Here is a 17,292-nt window from a genome sequence, read left to right as displayed (position 1 = left end):
GGAAGGGTGGTGGCCCGTTTTCGACAGTTAAAATCCGTCAATAATCGCCGCCGCAGCTTCAGCGGCAGCAAAAAGTTAACGCGGTTCAGGGTACGGTTATAAGTCGATGTGGGGAGTGTCAGGGTTGCCCAAGCCAGGACGCCGGTCTATGTCAGACAGAGCAAATTACTTGGCTCGGGGGGGGGCTGCTTCGCAGCCCAACGGGGATAAATCCCCTCGCCACAAGCCATCGTTTGACTCGACCGGCCGACAGGCGAACTTCAGTTAGTGACCAGCAGTTCCGGGCCAAGGTAGTTGTTGATCTGATCGATGTCATCGTCGCCCAGACTGCCCACCGAAGAGGCCAGGCGCAGACGGGACATCAAGTAGCGCAACTTGGCCTCGAACAGATCGTGGCGCGCAACGAAGAGCAGCTCCTGGGCGTTGAGGACGTCCGAATTGGTGCTGGTGCCGCCTTCCTTGAAGCCCTTGCGTGTGGAAGTCAGTGAGCGTTCGTTGGACTCCACGGCCCGCTCCAGCGCATGAATACGTTTGGCGCCGCTGTGTATGCCGGCATACTCGCGGGTGGTTCCGGAGATGACTTCTTGTCGCGTGGCGTCGAGCTCGTCCAGGGCCTTGAAACTGTTGGCGCTGGCTTGGCGTGTCAGTGCGCTGGTACCGCCACCGTTGTACAGCGGGAAATTGACTTCCAGCCCGATTGAGCCGTAGCGGTTGCGTTGATTGAGCTCGGAGATTGATTGGCTATCGCCCGCGGTGTAGCCGGCAACGAAATCGAGTGTCGGCCAGTGACCAGCCTTCGCGCGCTTCACTTCTTCTTCAGCGAGATTGCTGCTATGACGGCGCGCATGGATCAGCGGGCTATCGGTCTGAGCCTTGATCAGCCAGTCCTGCAGGTTGCTCGGTTGCAGTGGTGGCGTATCGAAGCTCGGACGCAAGGTGATCAGCGATTCGGGGGGTTCTCCGATGAATTCCTCAAGGCTGCGGCGCGCATTGATCAGGTTGTCCTGAGCTTCGATCAGCTCGGCTTCGGCGAGGTCTCGGCGAGCGACCGATTCGTCGATGTCGGTGACGGTGCCGGCCCCCAGCTCCATGCGCCGTTTCGCCGAGGCGAGTTGCTCATCGAAGGCGCTCAGCTTGGACTTGGCGAGGACGATGGTTTCGCTGGCCAGGAGCACGTCGAAATAACTTTCGGCGAGGCGCACCGCGGCGTCCTGACTCTTGGCATCGAACACCGCGACGCTGTAGTCGGCGCGCTGATTGCCTTGGCGGTACTCGGCCATTTTCTGTTTGTTGAACAGCGGCTGGCGCAACCGCACGTTAGCGCCCTTGGAGTCGTAGTCGAGATCCCTTTCGATGCCGCTCTGGCGCTGGGTGCCATTGACCTTGTTGTCGTAGGCCGAGGCACTGATCTGCGGTAGCAGGCCGGCCTGGCCGATGGCGCGGTTTTCCAGACCCGCCTCTTTTTCATGCACAGCGGCGCGGTAGACGGGGCCCTGGTACTGCAACAGATCCCACGCTTGTTTGAGGTCCATGGCACTGGCCGGGAGGGACAACCCCAGCAGGCAGAAGATCAGGCAATGACGGTCCATTTCATTGCTCCTTGAACGAGCTGTCGACACGCTCGAGCATGGGTTTGAGAAGGTAGCTCATCAAGTTGCGCTCGCCGGTCTTGATGGTGACGCTGGCGGGCATACCGGGACGAATGTGATTGCTGCCCAGCAGGCTCATGCCATCGGGCGTGACTTCTACCTGAGCCAGGTAGAACGGTTGCTTGCTTTCCTCGTCGAGCAGGCGGTCGGCGGAGACGGTCTTCACGCGGCCGGGTATGTTGGGCGTCTGGGCATGGTTGAAGGCCGGAAAGGCAATGTCCACGGCCAGGCCGGGGACCATCTTGTCGATGGCCTGTACAGGAATCATCGCGTCGACCTGCAGCGGTTCATTGTCCGGAACGATTTCCATGATCTTGAAGCCGGGCTGAATGATCCCGCCGATGGTCGCGATGCTCAGTGACTGGACCATGCCGTCGATGGGCGATCGAATCACCGTGTGGGTCACTTCATAGTCCAGCGCACGCAAGCGGTCGGCCAGGGTGGTGTTTTCCTTGGCGGTGTCGGTGAGCTGCGATTCGACTTCCTTCTGGTAATCGTGCTGGCGCTGCAGGATGCGCAACTTGATTTCGGTGGTCTGGCTCCGGATTCGAGCGATGTTGTTGAGGTTTTCGGCCTGGCCTGCGGAGAGGTCGGCATTGCTGCGTTCCAGCTCAAGCAGGCGGTTGCGCGGCACGTAACCTTCGGCCGCCAGCACGCGGGTGCCTTGCAGTTCCTGGTTGAGGAAGTTGATCTGCGAGGCGCGGGCGCCATAGACCTGCTGCAGCCCCTTGAGCTGCACTGCCGACGCCGCGAGGTTTTCCTGCAGGATGCTGATTTCGCCAGCGAGGCCGGCGCGCCGGGTATCCAGCAAACGTTGTTGCAGATTCATGGCGGCCACCAGGCGATGGTCATTCCCGAAGCGCTTGAGCAATTCGGGGTCGTAGTTCACTACATCGCGGCCGTCACGTTCTGCTTCCAGGCGGTTTTCCACAGTCTTGCTGACGATGTACTGGGCGCTGACTGCGCCCTGTTCGGCAACGGCACGCAGCGAGTCGAGGCGAACCACCTCCTGGCCTTTTTTCACTGCATCGCCTTCGCGTACAAGAATGGCTTCCACGGTGCCGCCGCTCAGATGCTGCACGGCTTTGCGATTGCTGGTGACTTTTACCGTGCCTGTCGCTACCACGCCGGCATCCAGCGGCGCCAGCCAGGACCACAGGAGGAATCCCCCGAAGCCGGCGAGCACCAGCCAAATGCCCCTGCGCATGGGTTTACCGACGTCCAGATCCACCACGTTTCTGGGATCGGTGTGGATCATCTCGATGTGTTGGTTCATTTGCATGATCGGTCACTCCCGTGCTTTGACGGAGGCCAGTGGAGTCGACGCGCCTGCAGGCATCACATTGGTCTTGCGCAGCGCTGCGAATACTTCGTCACGTGTGCCAAGCATCTGCACGCCGCCGTCGCGCAGCATCAGCACCTTATCGACGGCGCAGAGCACGTTGGGACGGTGGGAAATCAGAATGACGGTGGCGCCACGGCCCTTGAGTTGGGCCAGTGCATCGACCAGGGCCTTTTCACCGACGTCGTCGAGGTTGGCGTTCGGCTCATCCAGCACAATCAGGTTGGGCTCTCCATACAGCGCACGGGCCAAGGCGATGCGTTGCTTCTGGCCACCGGAAAGCGGGCTGCCATCGGTGCCCAGACGGGTCTCGTAACCCTGCGCAAAACGCAGGATCATCTCGTGCACTCCAGTCGTTCTGGCGGCGCGGATGACTGCGTCGCTGTCCACTTCGCCAAAGCGCGCAATGTTATCGGCGATGGTGCCCTCGAACAGCTCCACATCCTGTGGCAGGTAACCGAGCCAGGGGCCAAGTTCGCCCTTGTTCCAAGTGAATATGTCTGCGCCGTCCAGGCGCACCTTGCCGGCCTGTGCCGGCCAGACGCCGACCAACAGGCGGGCGAGGGTGGATTTACCCGAGGCGGACGGGCCGATAATGCCAAGGCTTTCGCCGGGGGAGAGGTTGAAGCTCACCCCGCGCAGAATCGTGTTGCTGGTGCCAGGGGCGCCGGCATACACATTCTCCACCGCCAGCATGCCCAGCGGCCGCTGCAGCGACATGCTGGGTGGCCGGCGCGGATAGTCTTCAAGCATCTCGTTGAGCCGGCCCCAGGCCGAACGGCAACCGAGCAGTTGCTTCCACGACGCGATGACTTGTTCCACCGGGGCCAGCGCTCGGCCGGTGAGGATCGAGCAAGCAATCATCATCCCGGGGGTGATCTTGCCTTCGATCGCCAGCAGTGCGCCGGCGCCGAGGATCAGCGACTGCAAAGTGATACGCACGAAGCGCCCGGTGCTGCTGATCAGGGCGGCACGGTCGGAGGCCAGGGTCTGCATTTCCAGGATGCGCAAATGGCTTTGGTACCAGCGCTTGCCAATCGACGGCAGCATGCCCATGGCCTCGATGACCTCGGCGTTGCGCAGGTTGTTGTTGGCATAGCAGGCGGAGGAGAGGGCGGCCTGATTGGCTTCGGCCAGCGGCTTTTGCGTCGCCTTTTCGGTGAGATAAGCCAGGAACACCAGAATCAGCGAGCCGATCAGGGTGATCAGTCCGAGCAGCGGGTGGATCAGATAGGCAACCAGCAAGTACAGGGGTGTCCAGGGCGCATCGAAAAAAGCGAACAGGGCATTGCCGGTGAGGAACTGACGAACCTGCGCGAGATCTTGAAGGGCCTGGGCCGGATTACCTCCGGCGCGGCTCAGGTTGCGCTCGAACGCAGCAGTGAAGACGCGTCGGTTAAGGTCCATGTCGAGGCAGTTGCCGACCCGGATCAACACGCGGGTGCGGACCAATTCCAGTGTGGACATCAGCAAGAACAGTCCGATCACCAGTAAGGTCAGCATCGTCAATGTCGTGACGTTGCGACTGACCAAGGCCCGGTCATAGACCTGCAACATGTAGATGGCTGGCGTCAACATCATGACGTTGATGACGCCACTGAACCCTGCCAGAGAATAAAAACTGCGGCGCAGGCGAAAAATTGCGTCGGCCAGTTCGGAGCGGGTGTTCGACTGCTTGTGCATGTTCATAGTCCCTCTCCGAAATCGAGTTTCCCTTGAGGCAAAACAGTTGCAGCAAATGTCGTGCCGGACCCTAGATGTGGTTGCGCAGACAGCTCGTCGACACAAGCTCTAGCGCTCTCAAAAAAGTTCAAAAAATATTTGCGTTCAAGGCAGCAGCGTAGGTGGCGTTTGTCTCTCTAGCGATACAGTTTGAAATAACATTTCGCTCTAGCAGTTGTTATAAATATCTATATCTCCTTAAGGAACAGTAAGTTGGCATTTCAAATGCCAATCGTCGTTTTTTGCGTCGTAATATTGACAGCGCATGGCTATGCAACTTTAGTCATGTGCAAGGGCGCCCGTCTGAAGCCTGCCATCGCTTCGAAAGTGCAAGGCACGGTGTTCCTGAAGGAGCAAGACATGTCGATCATTTCGTTCTGTAGCACCGTGACGGAGTTATTCAGGAAGTTCGCTTCGACTTCCCGATTCCATGGCCCACCAGCGGCCCGGAATCGCTCTGCCTGATCGCTCAGCGAGCCATTCATCCAGCGAATTCCAGGCGCGCATTCACCGGCGCAGGGGACGGTTTTGCCTGCCCCAGGCCTGCTCTCGCCAAATACTGAAAAAAAGAACTGCGCAAGCCAGCACGTGACTTGGCGCGGGAGGATTTGTTCGTCCCGAGCCTTTCCCATATAGATCGAGGGCAATCGAAATGGCCAATTTCAACAAGTCGGACCTGGAATTCATCCTCAAGCAAATCTTCATCGCAGAAGCGCATGCGGCCGGTACCAGCCTCAGTGATTTGCTACCCAACACGCAGGTCCCATTCGGCCTGCGAACCGTCGATGGCAGCTACAACAACCTGGTCGCCGGGCAAACTGAATTTGGCGCCGCGGACAATTCCTTCCTGCGCCTGCTGGACGCTTCTTATAGAGCGGCCTATGCCGGGACCGGGAATGTGGTTGACCCGCAGCCGCGGATTATCAGTAACCTGATCAACGACCAGACCGCCAACAACCCTGCCGCGGTTGCGGCGAACGGCGGCGCCGACCCGGTGATCAGCCCCGGCCTGGACGGCGTGTTCGGCACCGCCGACGACAAGGAAGTGTTCTTCATTCCCAACCAGTCGCCTGACGTCGGCCTGACCGCCGGCTTCAACTCGTGGATGACGTTCTTCGGCCAGTTTTTCGACCACGGCCTGGACCTGGTCACCAAGAGCAGTACCGATATCGTTTTTATTCCGCTGCAACCGGATGATCCGTTGTTTGTACCGGGCAGCCCGACCAACTTCATGGTGCTGTCGCGCGCGGTGCGTACCGCCGGCGCGGACGGCATCGTCGGCACGGCCGATGATAGCCAGCTCAATACCACCTCGCCATTTGTGGACCAGAGCCAGACCTACAGCTCGCACCCGTCCCACCAGGTGTTCCTGCGCGAGTACGTCCTGAACGCGGCAGGTGACCCTGTTGCAACGGGACGCTTGATTACCAACCGCGATCTCGGCGCCGATGGCAAGTTCGGCACGGCCGATGATGGCAACGGCGAGAGTGGCGGCATGGCGACATGGGCAGTGGTGAAAGCCCAGGCCCGTGACATTCTCGGCATCAACCTCACCGACGCCGATGTGCACAACGTACCGCTGCTGGCAACCGATGCGTATGGCAATTTCATTCGGGGGGCGAGCGGCATGCCGCAGGTGGTGATGCGCGTCAGCAACGGTGACGACGGTATTGCCGGGACGGCTGATGACGTCACTCAACTGGTCGAAGGCAACCGGGATGCGCCGATCAGTCTGGCCAGCGCCGTGAGCACCGGGCATGGCTTCCTCGACGACATCGCCCACAATGCCGCGCCGGTCGTGGTCGGTGGGGTTCTGCAGGCTGATACCGACACCGATGTCGGCAATGCGCAGCCCGCTGGCGCGGGCGGCAACAACCTGACCTATGACAACGAACTGCTCGATGCTCACTACATTGCCGGTGATGGCCGGGTGAACGAGAACATCGGCCTGACCGCCGTGCACCATGTGTTCCATTCCGAGCACAACCGCCTGGTTCAGCAATCCAAGCAGACCATATTGGCCGCGGGCGATCTGGCGTTCCTCAATGAGTGGTTGGTGGACGACGTCGCCGCGATGCCGGCTACGCTCGCCGAAATCGCAGCATTGGTGTGGGACGGCGAACGCCTGTTCCAGGCCGCCAAGTTCGGCACCGAGATGCAGTACCAGCACCTGGTGTTTGAGGAGTTCGCGCGGACCATTCAGCCGCAGATCGATGAATTCCTCGCACCCAACGGTTATGACACCTCGATCAACCCTGCCATCCTCGCCGAGTTCGCCCACGTGGTGTACCGCTTCGGTCACTCGATGTTGACCGAGACGGTCGATCGCTTCGACCCCGAGTTCAATCCGCTGCTCACTGACCCGAACAACCCGGACTCGCAAATGGGTCTGATCGCGGCCTTCCTTAACCCGCTGGCGTTCGCCGGCAGCGGAGCGACTGCGGACGAAGCGGCAGGGGCGATCATTCGCGGTGTGACCCGTCAGTTGGGCAACGAGATCGACGAGTTCGTCACCGAAGCGTTGCGCAACAACCTGCTGGGGCTGCCGCTCGATTTGCCGGCCCTGAACCTGGCGCGTGGTCGCGACACTGGCATCCCCACATTGAACGAGGCGCGGCGTGAGTTCTACCAGACGACGGGTGACAGCCAGCTCAAGCCGTACATCAGCTGGGCCGACCTGGCCGACAACCTCAAGCATCCCGAATCACTGGTCAACTTCATTGCGGCCTTCGGCACCCATGGGGCATTGAATGCAGCCGATGTGGATACGCTGGTCGAGATGCGTGCGATCGCCGCGGCCCTGGTGTTTGGCGGCAGCGCGGTGATCAACGCCGGCACTATCAATGAGCGTACCTTTACCGCCACTACAGCGGATCGCCTGGACTTTCTTAACAGTTCGGGTATCTACGCCATGGTCAACGGTGTGACCACCACCGGTGTGGACGACATCGACTTCTGGGTCGGTGGCCTCGCCGAGCAGAAAATGCCGTTTGGCGGGATGCTCGGCTCAACCTTCAACTTTGTGTTTGAAACTCAAATGGAGGCGTTGCAGAACGGCGACCGCTTCTACTATCTGTCGCGCGTCGCAGGCCTGAACTTCGGCACCGAGTTGGAAAACAACTCCTTTGCCAAGCTGATCATGCTCAACAGCGATGTCTCCCACCTGTCGAACACCGTGTTCCTGACGCCGACGTTCACCCTCGAAGTGAATCAGGCCAATCAGTTCACTGGCCTGGGCTCGGATGGCAAAGCCGACCCGACAGGCGGCCTCATGATCAACGGCGTGGAAATCGTGAAGCTGGTGATCCGCGACAACCCCGACACCCCGGGTGCAGACAACAATTATCTGCAGTACAACGGTGAAGACCATGTGGTCCTGGGCGGCACCGCTGGTAACGACATCATCATTTCCGGTGACGGCGATGACACCCTTTACGGCGACGGCGGCAACGATCGCCTCGAAGGCGGTGCCGGCAACGATGCGGTACTGGGTGGCGCGGGCGATGACATCATTACCGACTCGTTTGGCGACAACCGTCTGGAAGGCAACGCCGGTAACGATGTGATCGTGGCCGGTAGCATGCTGGCTGGGGGCAATCTGATCCTGGGTGGCGATGGTCAGGACTTCATCATCACCACCGAAGACGTCAGCACCACCTTCGGCGGCCAGGGTGACGATTTCATCCTTGGTGCCAAGACCAACCTGCCAGCCACCGGCAACGAAGGCGATGACTGGATCGAGAAGGGCACGCAGGACGGTGCGCCTGGTGATAACGCCTCGCCGTTGCTCAATGACGATACGATCGGCAACGACATCTTTATAGGGGGTGGTGGCTTCGACGAAATGATCGGCGAGGGTGGCGATGACATCTTTGTCGGCAGCGATGCCCAGGACAATATGGACGGCATGTCCGGTTTCGACTGGGTGACCCACAAAAATGACAGGGTCGGCGTGACCGTTGACCTGACCATGGCCGCGCTGGCGCAGCCACACGGCAACGCGCCAAACCAGAATAACGGGCCGTTCAATCCGGTCGGCGCATCGCCGGCCTCGATCCTCGACCGGTTTGCCGAGGTCGAAGGTTTGTCCGGTTCGAAGTTCGGCGATGTGCTCAAAGGCGATAATGTCGATGCGGCCACTATCCTCGACCACGGTGGTGCTACCGGCAGTGCACTGACCAATGTCGCGTTGATCCGCGGACTGGCGCAGTTCCTGGCCGATGCCGGTCTGCCGACCACAGGCTTTGCCACTGGCAACATCATTCTGGGTGGCAATGGCAGTGACCTGATCGAAGGTCGCGGGGGCGATGACCTGATCGACGGCGACAAATGGCTCAACGTCAGGATTGCGGTTTATAGCCCAGGTGACGTCAACCATACCGGTCCCGAGATTGCCAGCTTCGACAGCATGGTCGATATGATTCCGTTCATGCTCGATGGCACCTATAACCCGGGTCAGCTCAAGGCCGTGCGGGAAATCCTGCCCGGTACCTCGACGGGCGGGGCAGCCTTCGACACCGCGATTTTCTCCGGGCTTGAGTCTGAGTACACGGTGACTCAAGACACTCGCGGCACGGCCAATGTGGCGGACGATGTCTGGACGGTGACGGATACCGTGGTGGGGCGCGACGGCACCGATACCCTGATGCATATCGAACGCCTGCAGTTCGCCGACAACCAGCGAGAACTGGTGACGGGGCTCAATGCTCAACCGGTTGGCAGACCGACCATCGCCGATGGAAACGGCGGGGCGATTACGGTGGGCGACATGCTGACCGTCAACGTGGCCGGGGTGACCGATGCCAACAACGTCGGGGGGACTCTGAACAACTCCTCGGTGTCCTACTACTGGCAGTTCGAGGCCGATCCAGGCACTGGCGTGTTCGAGGACATCATCCTGCTACCTGCCGGTGACCTGGCGTTCCAGAGTGCCGACGGCACCTCGTTCAAGGTCTCTCCTGATCTCGCCGGGTTGTCGTTGCGGGTCAAGGCAATCTACCAGGATGGTCATGGCACCACTGAAGTGGTGTTCTCGCAACCGACAGCCGTGGTGGCTCCCGGCGCGCCTGTTGTGCCGACGGCCCCGACACCCGTCGTCAATGCCACCGAGGGCGGCGAGGGCCTTCACATGGTCCGCTCCGACCTCAACTTCATTCTTGATCAGATCAAGATTGCCGAGGCTGACGCGGCCGGTCAGGACATCCTCTCGTTGATCCCGAATATCCGCGCACCCTTGGGCTTGCGTGCGGTCGATGGATCGAACAACAACCTGATGAACCTCAATGGCATCAACAACACCCAATATGGTGCTGCCGATAACGTCTTTCCGCGGCTGACCGATCCGGTCTTCAATCCGGCCGAAGGTGCTCCTGCCGGATTCTTCGGCCCCGGCTCGCCGGCCATCCCGGGATCGTCCTATCAGCAAACCAGCGGGGCTGTGTTTGACTCGCAGCCGCGCACCATCAGTAATCTGATCGTCGACCAGACGTCGAACAACCCGGCGGCGTATGCCACGGCTTACGACCCGGGGGCGAACGGTCATCTCGACTTCGGCGTAGCGGGTAGCGGTAACGATGACGTGCTCAAGGATGGCGTACGGATCGTCGCCAGCCCCGGCATGGATGGTCAGTTCGGTACGGGCGACGACCACGATGTGTATCTGTTCGAGAACACCACCGCGGATGCGGGGTTGTCCGCGCCGTTCAATGCCTGGATGACCTTCTTCGGGCAGTTCTTCGACCATGGTCTGGACCTGCTCACCAAGGGTGGTTCGGGCACCGTCTACATTCCGCTGCAACCGGATGATCCGCTGTATGTACCAGGCGGCCACACCAATTTCATGGTGCTGACCCGCGCGACCAACCAGCCAGGGGCGGATGGCGTGCTCGGCACGGCCGACGATGTCCGTGAGCACACTAATACCACCTCACCGTTTGTGGACCAGAACCAGACCTACAGCTCGCACCCCTCGCACCAGGTGTTCCTGCGCGGTTATGAGATGACCGGTGACGGTCCCATCGCGACCGGCAGGCTGATCACTAACCGTGATCTGGGGGCGGATGGCAAGTTTGGCACCGCAGACGACACCGAAATCGGAGGCATGGCGACCTGGAAGGTGGTCAAGGCGCAGGCCAATGACATCCTGGGTATCCGCCTGACCGATGCCGACGTCGGTAACTCGCCGCTGTTGGCGACCGACGACTATGGCAATTTCATCAAGGGGCCGAACGGCTTCCCGATGGTCGTGATGAAAGGGGCTGATGGTCTTGGCGGCACGGCTGATGACGTTCTGGTCGAAGGCAATCCGCTTGCTCCCGTCGACCTGACCAATGCGGTGCGCACCGGTCACCAGTTCCTCGCCGACATTGCCCACAATGCAGCGCCGGTGTTCAGCGGTGGCGTGCTCGTGCCTGACGCGGATTCCAACATAGGCAACGCAGTGCCGGTCAATCCGCAGACCGGGGCCAACCTGGCTTACGACAACGAACTGCTGGATGCGCACTACATCGCTGGCGATGGCAGGGTCAACGAGAACATCGGCCTGACCGCGGTGCATGCGATCTTCCACGCCGAGCACAATCGGCTGGTTGCGCAGACGATGGACACCGTCCTCGACTCGGCTGACCTGGCCTTCCTCAACGAGTGGCTGCTGACTCCGGTAAGCGGGTTGCCCGCCAACCAGGCCGAGATCGATGCACTGGTGTGGAATGGCGAGCGCTTGTTCCAGGCGGCCAAGTTCGGCACCGAGATGCAGTATCAGCACCTGGTGTTCGAGGAGTTTGCACGGACCATCAACCCCCGAGTCGACCTGTTCTTCGCACCGACCCAAGTCTATGACGTCGACCTCGATGCCTCGATCGTTGCCGAGTTCGCTCACACCGTGTACCGGTTTGGCCACTCGATGCTGACCGAGACCGTCGATCGCTACGACGGCAATTTCAACGTGGTGGGCGATCCGAACAGCGCTGATCCCGATCAGCAGCTCGGCTTGATCGCGGCGTTCCTCAACCCGTTGGCGTACGCCGCCAGTGGCGTGACGCCAGAGGATGCGACCAGTGCGATCATTCGCGGGGTGACCCGGCAAGCCGGTAACGAAATCGACGAGTTCGTTACCGAGGCGCTACGCAGTAACCTGCTTGGCCTGCCGCTCGACCTGCCGGCGATCAACATCGCCCGTGGCCGTGACGTGGGGATCCCCTCGCTCAACGCAATCCGCCGCGACATCTACAGCCAGACCGGTGATACCCAACTCAAGCCGTACACCAGCTGGGTCGACCTGGTCCAACACCTCAAACATCCGGAGTCGTTGATCAACTTCATCGCGGCCTATGGCACGCATGGCACGATCACGGCGGCGACCACGCTGGAAGCCAAACGCGCCGCGGCGATGTTGCTGGTATTTGGCGATGGGGGTGTTAACGAACCATCCGATCGCCTGGACTTCCTCAACGGCACTGGCACTTGGGCCAACGTGACGCGGGCTGGCAAGGACGGGGTGCTGGGTACTGCCGACGATCTGAAGGGTGTGACGATCACGGGTGTCGACGCCATCGATCTTTGGATCGGCGGCCTGGCCGAAGAGAAAACACCGTTCGGCGGCATGCTCGGCTCAACCTTCAATTTCGTGTTCGAGAACCAGCTGGAAAAACTGCAGGACGGTGACCGCTTCTACTACCTGGAGCGTACCGCTGGCCTGTCGATGAACGCCGAACTGGAAAGCAACTCGTTCGCCAAGCTGATCATGGCCAACACCTCGGCCACGCACTTGCCAGGCCTGGTGTTCTCGGACCCGGGGTTCTATCTGGAAAGGGACCAGAGCAAGCAGTACAACGATGGCCTGGGCAACGCCGATCCACTTGGCGAGAACGGCGAGCAGGTGGTGTTCCGCGACAACCCGCTGACCGCAGGGACGGACACCAATTACATCAAGTACACCGGTGACGAGCACATCGTGCTGGGCGGTACCAACAGTGCAGACATCCTCATAGCGAGTGAAGGCGATGACACCGTATGGGGTGACGGCGGCAACGACCGCATCGAAGGCGGTGACGGCAATGACCAACTGCGCGGTGGCGCCGGCGACGACATCATCACCGACCGCGGTGGCGACGATAACATTCAGGGTGGCGACGGCAACGACGTGCTGCACGGTGGCAACGGCGTCAACCTGATCATTGGCGGGTTCGGCAATGACTTCATCGTCACCGGTGAAGACGCCTCCGAGGCCATTGGTGGCCACGGCAACGACTTCATTCTGGGCAGTAAAGCCAACGAACAAGACATGGGTAACGAAGGCGACGACTGGATCGAGAAGGGCACCTCGGACGGTGCACCTGGCGACAATTTCGACCCGCTCGGCAACGATCCTATAGTCGGCCACGACGTGTTCATCGGCGCTGGCGAAAACGACAAGTTCAACGGCGAAGGCGGCGACGATATCATGGTCGGCAGTCTCGGCTTCGGGGACCGCTATATCGGCGGCTCGGGCTTTGACTGGGCGACCTTCAAGGACCTCGCCCAAGGCGTGTCCATCGATTTCACCGACCGCTTTTTCGATGTACCTCCGGTGCCGGGCTCGGGTGCCTCGGCGCTCGTGCGTTTCGACATTATGGAAGGGCTGTCGGGTTCGGCGCACGGTGACTTTCTGCGCGGTGATAACGAAGACGCAACTTCGCTACCCAGCGCAGGAGCGACCGGCAGTGTGCTGACCAACATCAATCTGATCGACGGCCTGGCGGATGTGCTGCCGGCCGGAGCGACGTTCTTCGACGGCGGCAACATCATCCTCGGTGGCAGCGGCAGCGACCTTATCGAAGGCCGCGGTGGTGACGACATCATCGATGGTGACAAGTGGCTGAACGTACGCATCAGCGTGCGGGCAAACATTGATGGCACCGGCCCGGAAATCGCCACGTTCGACAGCATGGAACCGCTGGTGCCGTTCATGCTCAACGGTACTTACAACCCGGGTCAGTTGATCATCAAGCGGGAGATTCTGACCGGCAATGACCGCTTCGACACCGCATTGTTCTCCGGTAATTCGACGGAATACCTCGTCGAGGTCCAGGGCAATACTGTCATCGTGACCGACCTGGTGGCGGGGCGTGACGGTGTCGATCGCCTGACAGGCATCGAGCGTCTGCAGTTCTCTGACCTGGCGCAGTCTTCCGGCGTTGGCACCGCCTTGAACGAGGGCCCATCGGGTCATCTGGCGATCCTCGATGATGCTACCGGTCTGCGTGACGATACGCCTGTGGCCGGCCAGTTGCTGCGCGTCAGTAATCGAGCGGTACACGATGCGGACAGCGTAAGTGGGGTCAATCCAACCGGCGCGGTAACCGGTGCGGTGGCTTACTACTGGCAGGTGGAAAACATCCCTGGCACGGGCATCTATGAAGACATCACCGTTATCGCCGCCGGCGAAGCTTCGCGGGTGACCGGCACCACCTACCGGGTGGCGGACGATGTGGCGGGCCTGAACATCCGCGTCCGGGCGGTGTATCAGGATGCCAAGGGCACGCTGGAGATCGTCGACTCGTCGGGGAACAGCACACCGACCGCAGGGCCGGCCGTCAACGGACTTTTGGTGCAGAACCAAGTGTTGACCGCTGACCCGTCGAGCATCATCGACCTTGATGGTCTCAGCAATCCGCAGTTCACCTACCAGTGGCAGGCGACCAATGGGGTGAGCTTCGTCAACATCGTCGGCGCCACCGGGAGCACCTTCACGCTGACTCAGGATCAGGTCGGCGATCAGGTGCGCGTGGTGGTCAGTTACGTGGATGACTTCGGTGTGGCCGAAAGCGTGGCGTCCGACCCTTCGGACCCGGTGGCCAACGTCAACGATGCACCGACAGGCGCGTTGCTGATCAGCGACACGACACCGGAACAAGGGCAGGTGCTGACCGCGCTGACGGCCGGGATTGCCGATGTGGATGGGCTGGGCACCTTCAGCTACCAATGGCAGCAAGGTACCGGCACTTCCTTCACCGACATTAACGGCGCGACCGCTGCGACCTTCACCCCTGGTGGGGCGCAGGGCAATCTGCAACTGCGGGTGATCGTGAGCTACACCGATGGCTTCGGCACGCTGGAGACGGTGACCTCTGCGGCGACGGCGGTGGTACCGCCTGGCGTGGTGCTTACGGGGGACGCTGGGGCGAACACCCTCACGGGCGGCACGGGCGACGATGTGCTGAATGGCCTGGGCGGGAACGATACGCTCAATGGCCTGGCGGGTTCTGACCTGTTGTTGGGCGGCACTGGCAACGACATTCTCAACGGCGGAGACGACAACGACATCCTCAATGGCGAAGACGGCAACGACACCCTCAACGGCGGGCTCGGCGCGGATGCCATGAACGGCGGTGCCGGCAACGACACCTTTGTGGTCGACAACGTCGGTGACACCGTCACCGAGGCGGCGGGTGGCGGTACCGATCTGGTGCAAACCAGTCTGGCGAGCTACCTGCTCGGTGCCAACGTCGAGAACCTGGCCTATACCGGTGCCGGTAACTTCACCGGTACCGGTAATGCGCTGGCCAACAGCATCACTGGCGGTGTCGGTAACGACGTCCTCAGTGGTGGGGACGGCAACGACATCCTCAACGGCGGGCTTGGCGCGGATGCCATGAACGGCGGTACCGGCAACGACACCTTTGTGGTCGACAACGTTGGTGACACCGTCACCGAGGCGGTGGGTGGCGGTACCGATCTGGTGCAAACCAGTCTGGCCAGCTACGTGCTCGGTGCCAACGTCGAAAACCTGACCTACACCGGAGCCGGTAACTTCACCGGTACCGGTAATGCGCTGGACAACACCATCACCGGCGGGGTCGGTAACGACGTCCTCAGTGGCGGGGACGGCAACGACATCCTCAACGGTGGGCTCGGCGCGGATGCCATGAACGGCGGTGCCGGCAACGACAACTTTGTGGTCGACAACGTGGGTGACACTGTCACCGAGGCGGTGGGTGGCGGTACCGATCTGGTGCAAACCAGTCTGGCCAGCTACCTGCTCGCTGCCAACGTCGAGAACCTGACCTACACCGGTGCCGGTAACTTCACCGGTACCGGTAATGCGCTGGCCAACACCATCACCGGCGGGGTCGGCAACGACGTCCTCAATGGCGGTGCGGGTGCAGACCAGTTGATTGGGGGAGCCGGCAACGATACCTACGTCATCGATGCAGCGGACGTGGTGGTTGAAGCGGCGGGTGGCGGTACGGATACCGTACAGACGACCCTGGCCAGCTACACTCTGGGTGCCAACCTCGAAAACCTGACCTTTACCGGCGTCGGCAACTTCACCGGTACCGGTAATGCCCTGGCCAACACCCTCACCGGCGGGGCTGGTAACGACATCCTCAATGGCGGGGATGGCAACGACGTCCTCAACGGCGGGCTCGGCGTGGATGTCATGAACGGCGGTGTCGGCAACGACACGTTTGTGGTCGACAACGTCGGTGACACCGTCACCGAGGCGGCGGGTGGCGGTACCGACCTGGTGCAAACCAGTCTGGCCAGCTACCTGCTGGGTGCCAACGTCGAGAACCTGGCCTTCACCGGGGTCGGTAACTTCATCGGTACCGGTAATGCGCTGGCCAACACCCTCACCGGCGGGGGCGGCAACGACGTCCTCAATGGCGGTGCGGGCGCTGACCAGTTGGTGGGGGGCGCCGGCAACGACACCTACATCGTCGATGTGGCCGCGGACGCGGTGGTCGAGGCGGCGGGTGGCGGTACGGATACCGTGCAGACGTCGCTGGCCAGCTACACACTCAGCGCCAACGTCGAGAACCTGACCTTTACCGGAGTCGGCAACTTCATCGGCAACGGCAACGTGTCGAACAACGTCATCACCGGTGGGGCAGGTAATGACACCCTCAGTGGTGAAGGCGGCGATGACATCCTCACTGGCAACGCCGGTAACGACACGCTCAATGGCGACGCCGGTAACGACCAACTGCTGGGTGGCATTGGCACCGATATCCTGAACGGCGGTACTGGCAATGACAGCCTCGACGGCGGTGACGGGACCGATACATTGGATGGTGGCATAGGCGACGACACGCTGCTGGGCGGGCTTGGCAATGACGTTCTGGATGGCGGTATCGGCACCGACCTGCTTCAGGGGGGCGATGGCAACGACACGCTGCTCGGTGGTATCGGTAACGACACCTTGTTGGGTGGCATCGGCAGTGACTCTATCGATGGCGGTGCTGGCAACGATACGGTCACGGGTGGGGCCGGCAACGACCTCATGGATGCCGGCAATGGCAACGATGTCTTCCTGTTCGCAGCGGGCTTCGGGGCCGATCAGATCTTCAACTTCGATGCCAACGCGGCGGGAGGCCAGGACCTGCTCGATATTTCCGCGTTCGGCGTCACAGCTGCGACCTTTGCCGCCACCGTCATCATCACCGATGTCGGTGCGGATACCTTGATCAGCTCCGCAGGAGCTGAGTCCATCCGCTTGATAGGTGTGGGCGACGCAACAACAATCACTGCCACAGACTTCATTCTGGCTACTTGAGGTCCTGATCAGTATTAGCGCAGGGAGCGTGTACAGAGGAGGGA

4 protein-coding genes are annotated in these 17,292 nt (G+C 61.1%); 1 reads left to right on the top strand and 3 read right to left on the bottom strand.

The window, feature by feature from the left end; genetic code table 11:
* Positions 1 to 260 precede the first annotated feature (260 nt).
* From ACYZT8_RS18290 to ACYZT8_RS18280, 3 genes are read right to left on the bottom strand one after another with little or no spacing between them, the layout of a single operon-like run.
* Entirely contained in the window at positions 261 to 1,589 is a 1,329-nt protein-coding gene (locus ACYZT8_RS18290) for a TolC family outer membrane protein (RefSeq protein ID WP_461974815.1), read from the bottom strand.
* Position 1,590: 1 nt separating this feature from the next.
* Positions 1,591 to 2,931, bottom strand: coding sequence for an HlyD family type I secretion periplasmic adaptor subunit (locus tag ACYZT8_RS18285; RefSeq protein WP_461974813.1), 1,341 nt, complete (start codon positions 2,929 to 2,931; stop codon positions 1,591 to 1,593).
* Between the two features lie 6 nt (positions 2,932 to 2,937).
* Positions 2,938 to 4,674 (bottom strand): type I secretion system permease/ATPase, encoded by a 1,737-nt coding sequence (locus ACYZT8_RS18280; protein WP_461982539.1) that lies wholly within the window; start codon positions 4,672 to 4,674, stop codon positions 2,938 to 2,940.
* Positions 4,675 to 5,365: 691 nt separating this feature from the next.
* On the opposite strand from ACYZT8_RS18280, the gene ACYZT8_RS18275 reads away from it, so the two are divergent.
* Entirely contained in the window at positions 5,366 to 17,248 is an 11,883-nt protein-coding gene (locus ACYZT8_RS18275; protein WP_461974811.1) for a peroxidase family protein, read from the top strand.
* The last annotated feature ends 44 nt before the right edge of the window (positions 17,249 to 17,292 follow it).

It is taken from the genome of Pseudomonas sp. LB3P93 (genome assembly GCF_054898025.1).
The sequence above is the reverse complement of the archived record's forward strand: the minus strand, read 5'-3'. Positions and strand labels throughout refer to the sequence as shown.

Bases quoted from the DNA above. Each gene is read 5' to 3' on its own strand.
- ACYZT8_RS18290 (WP_461974815.1), bottom strand. From the start codon at position 1,589: ATGGACCGTCATTGCCTGATCTTCTGCCTGCTGGGGTTGTCCCTCCCG.
- ACYZT8_RS18285 (WP_461974813.1), bottom strand. From the start codon at position 2,931: ATGCAAATGAACCAACACATCGAGATGATCCACACCGATCCCAGAAAC.
- ACYZT8_RS18280 (WP_461982539.1), bottom strand. From the start codon at position 4,674: ATGCACAAGCAGTCGAACACCCGCTCCGAACTGGCCGACGCAATTTTT.
- ACYZT8_RS18275 (WP_461974811.1), top strand. From the start codon at position 5,366: ATGGCCAATTTCAACAAGTCGGACCTGGAATTCATCCTCAAGCAAATC.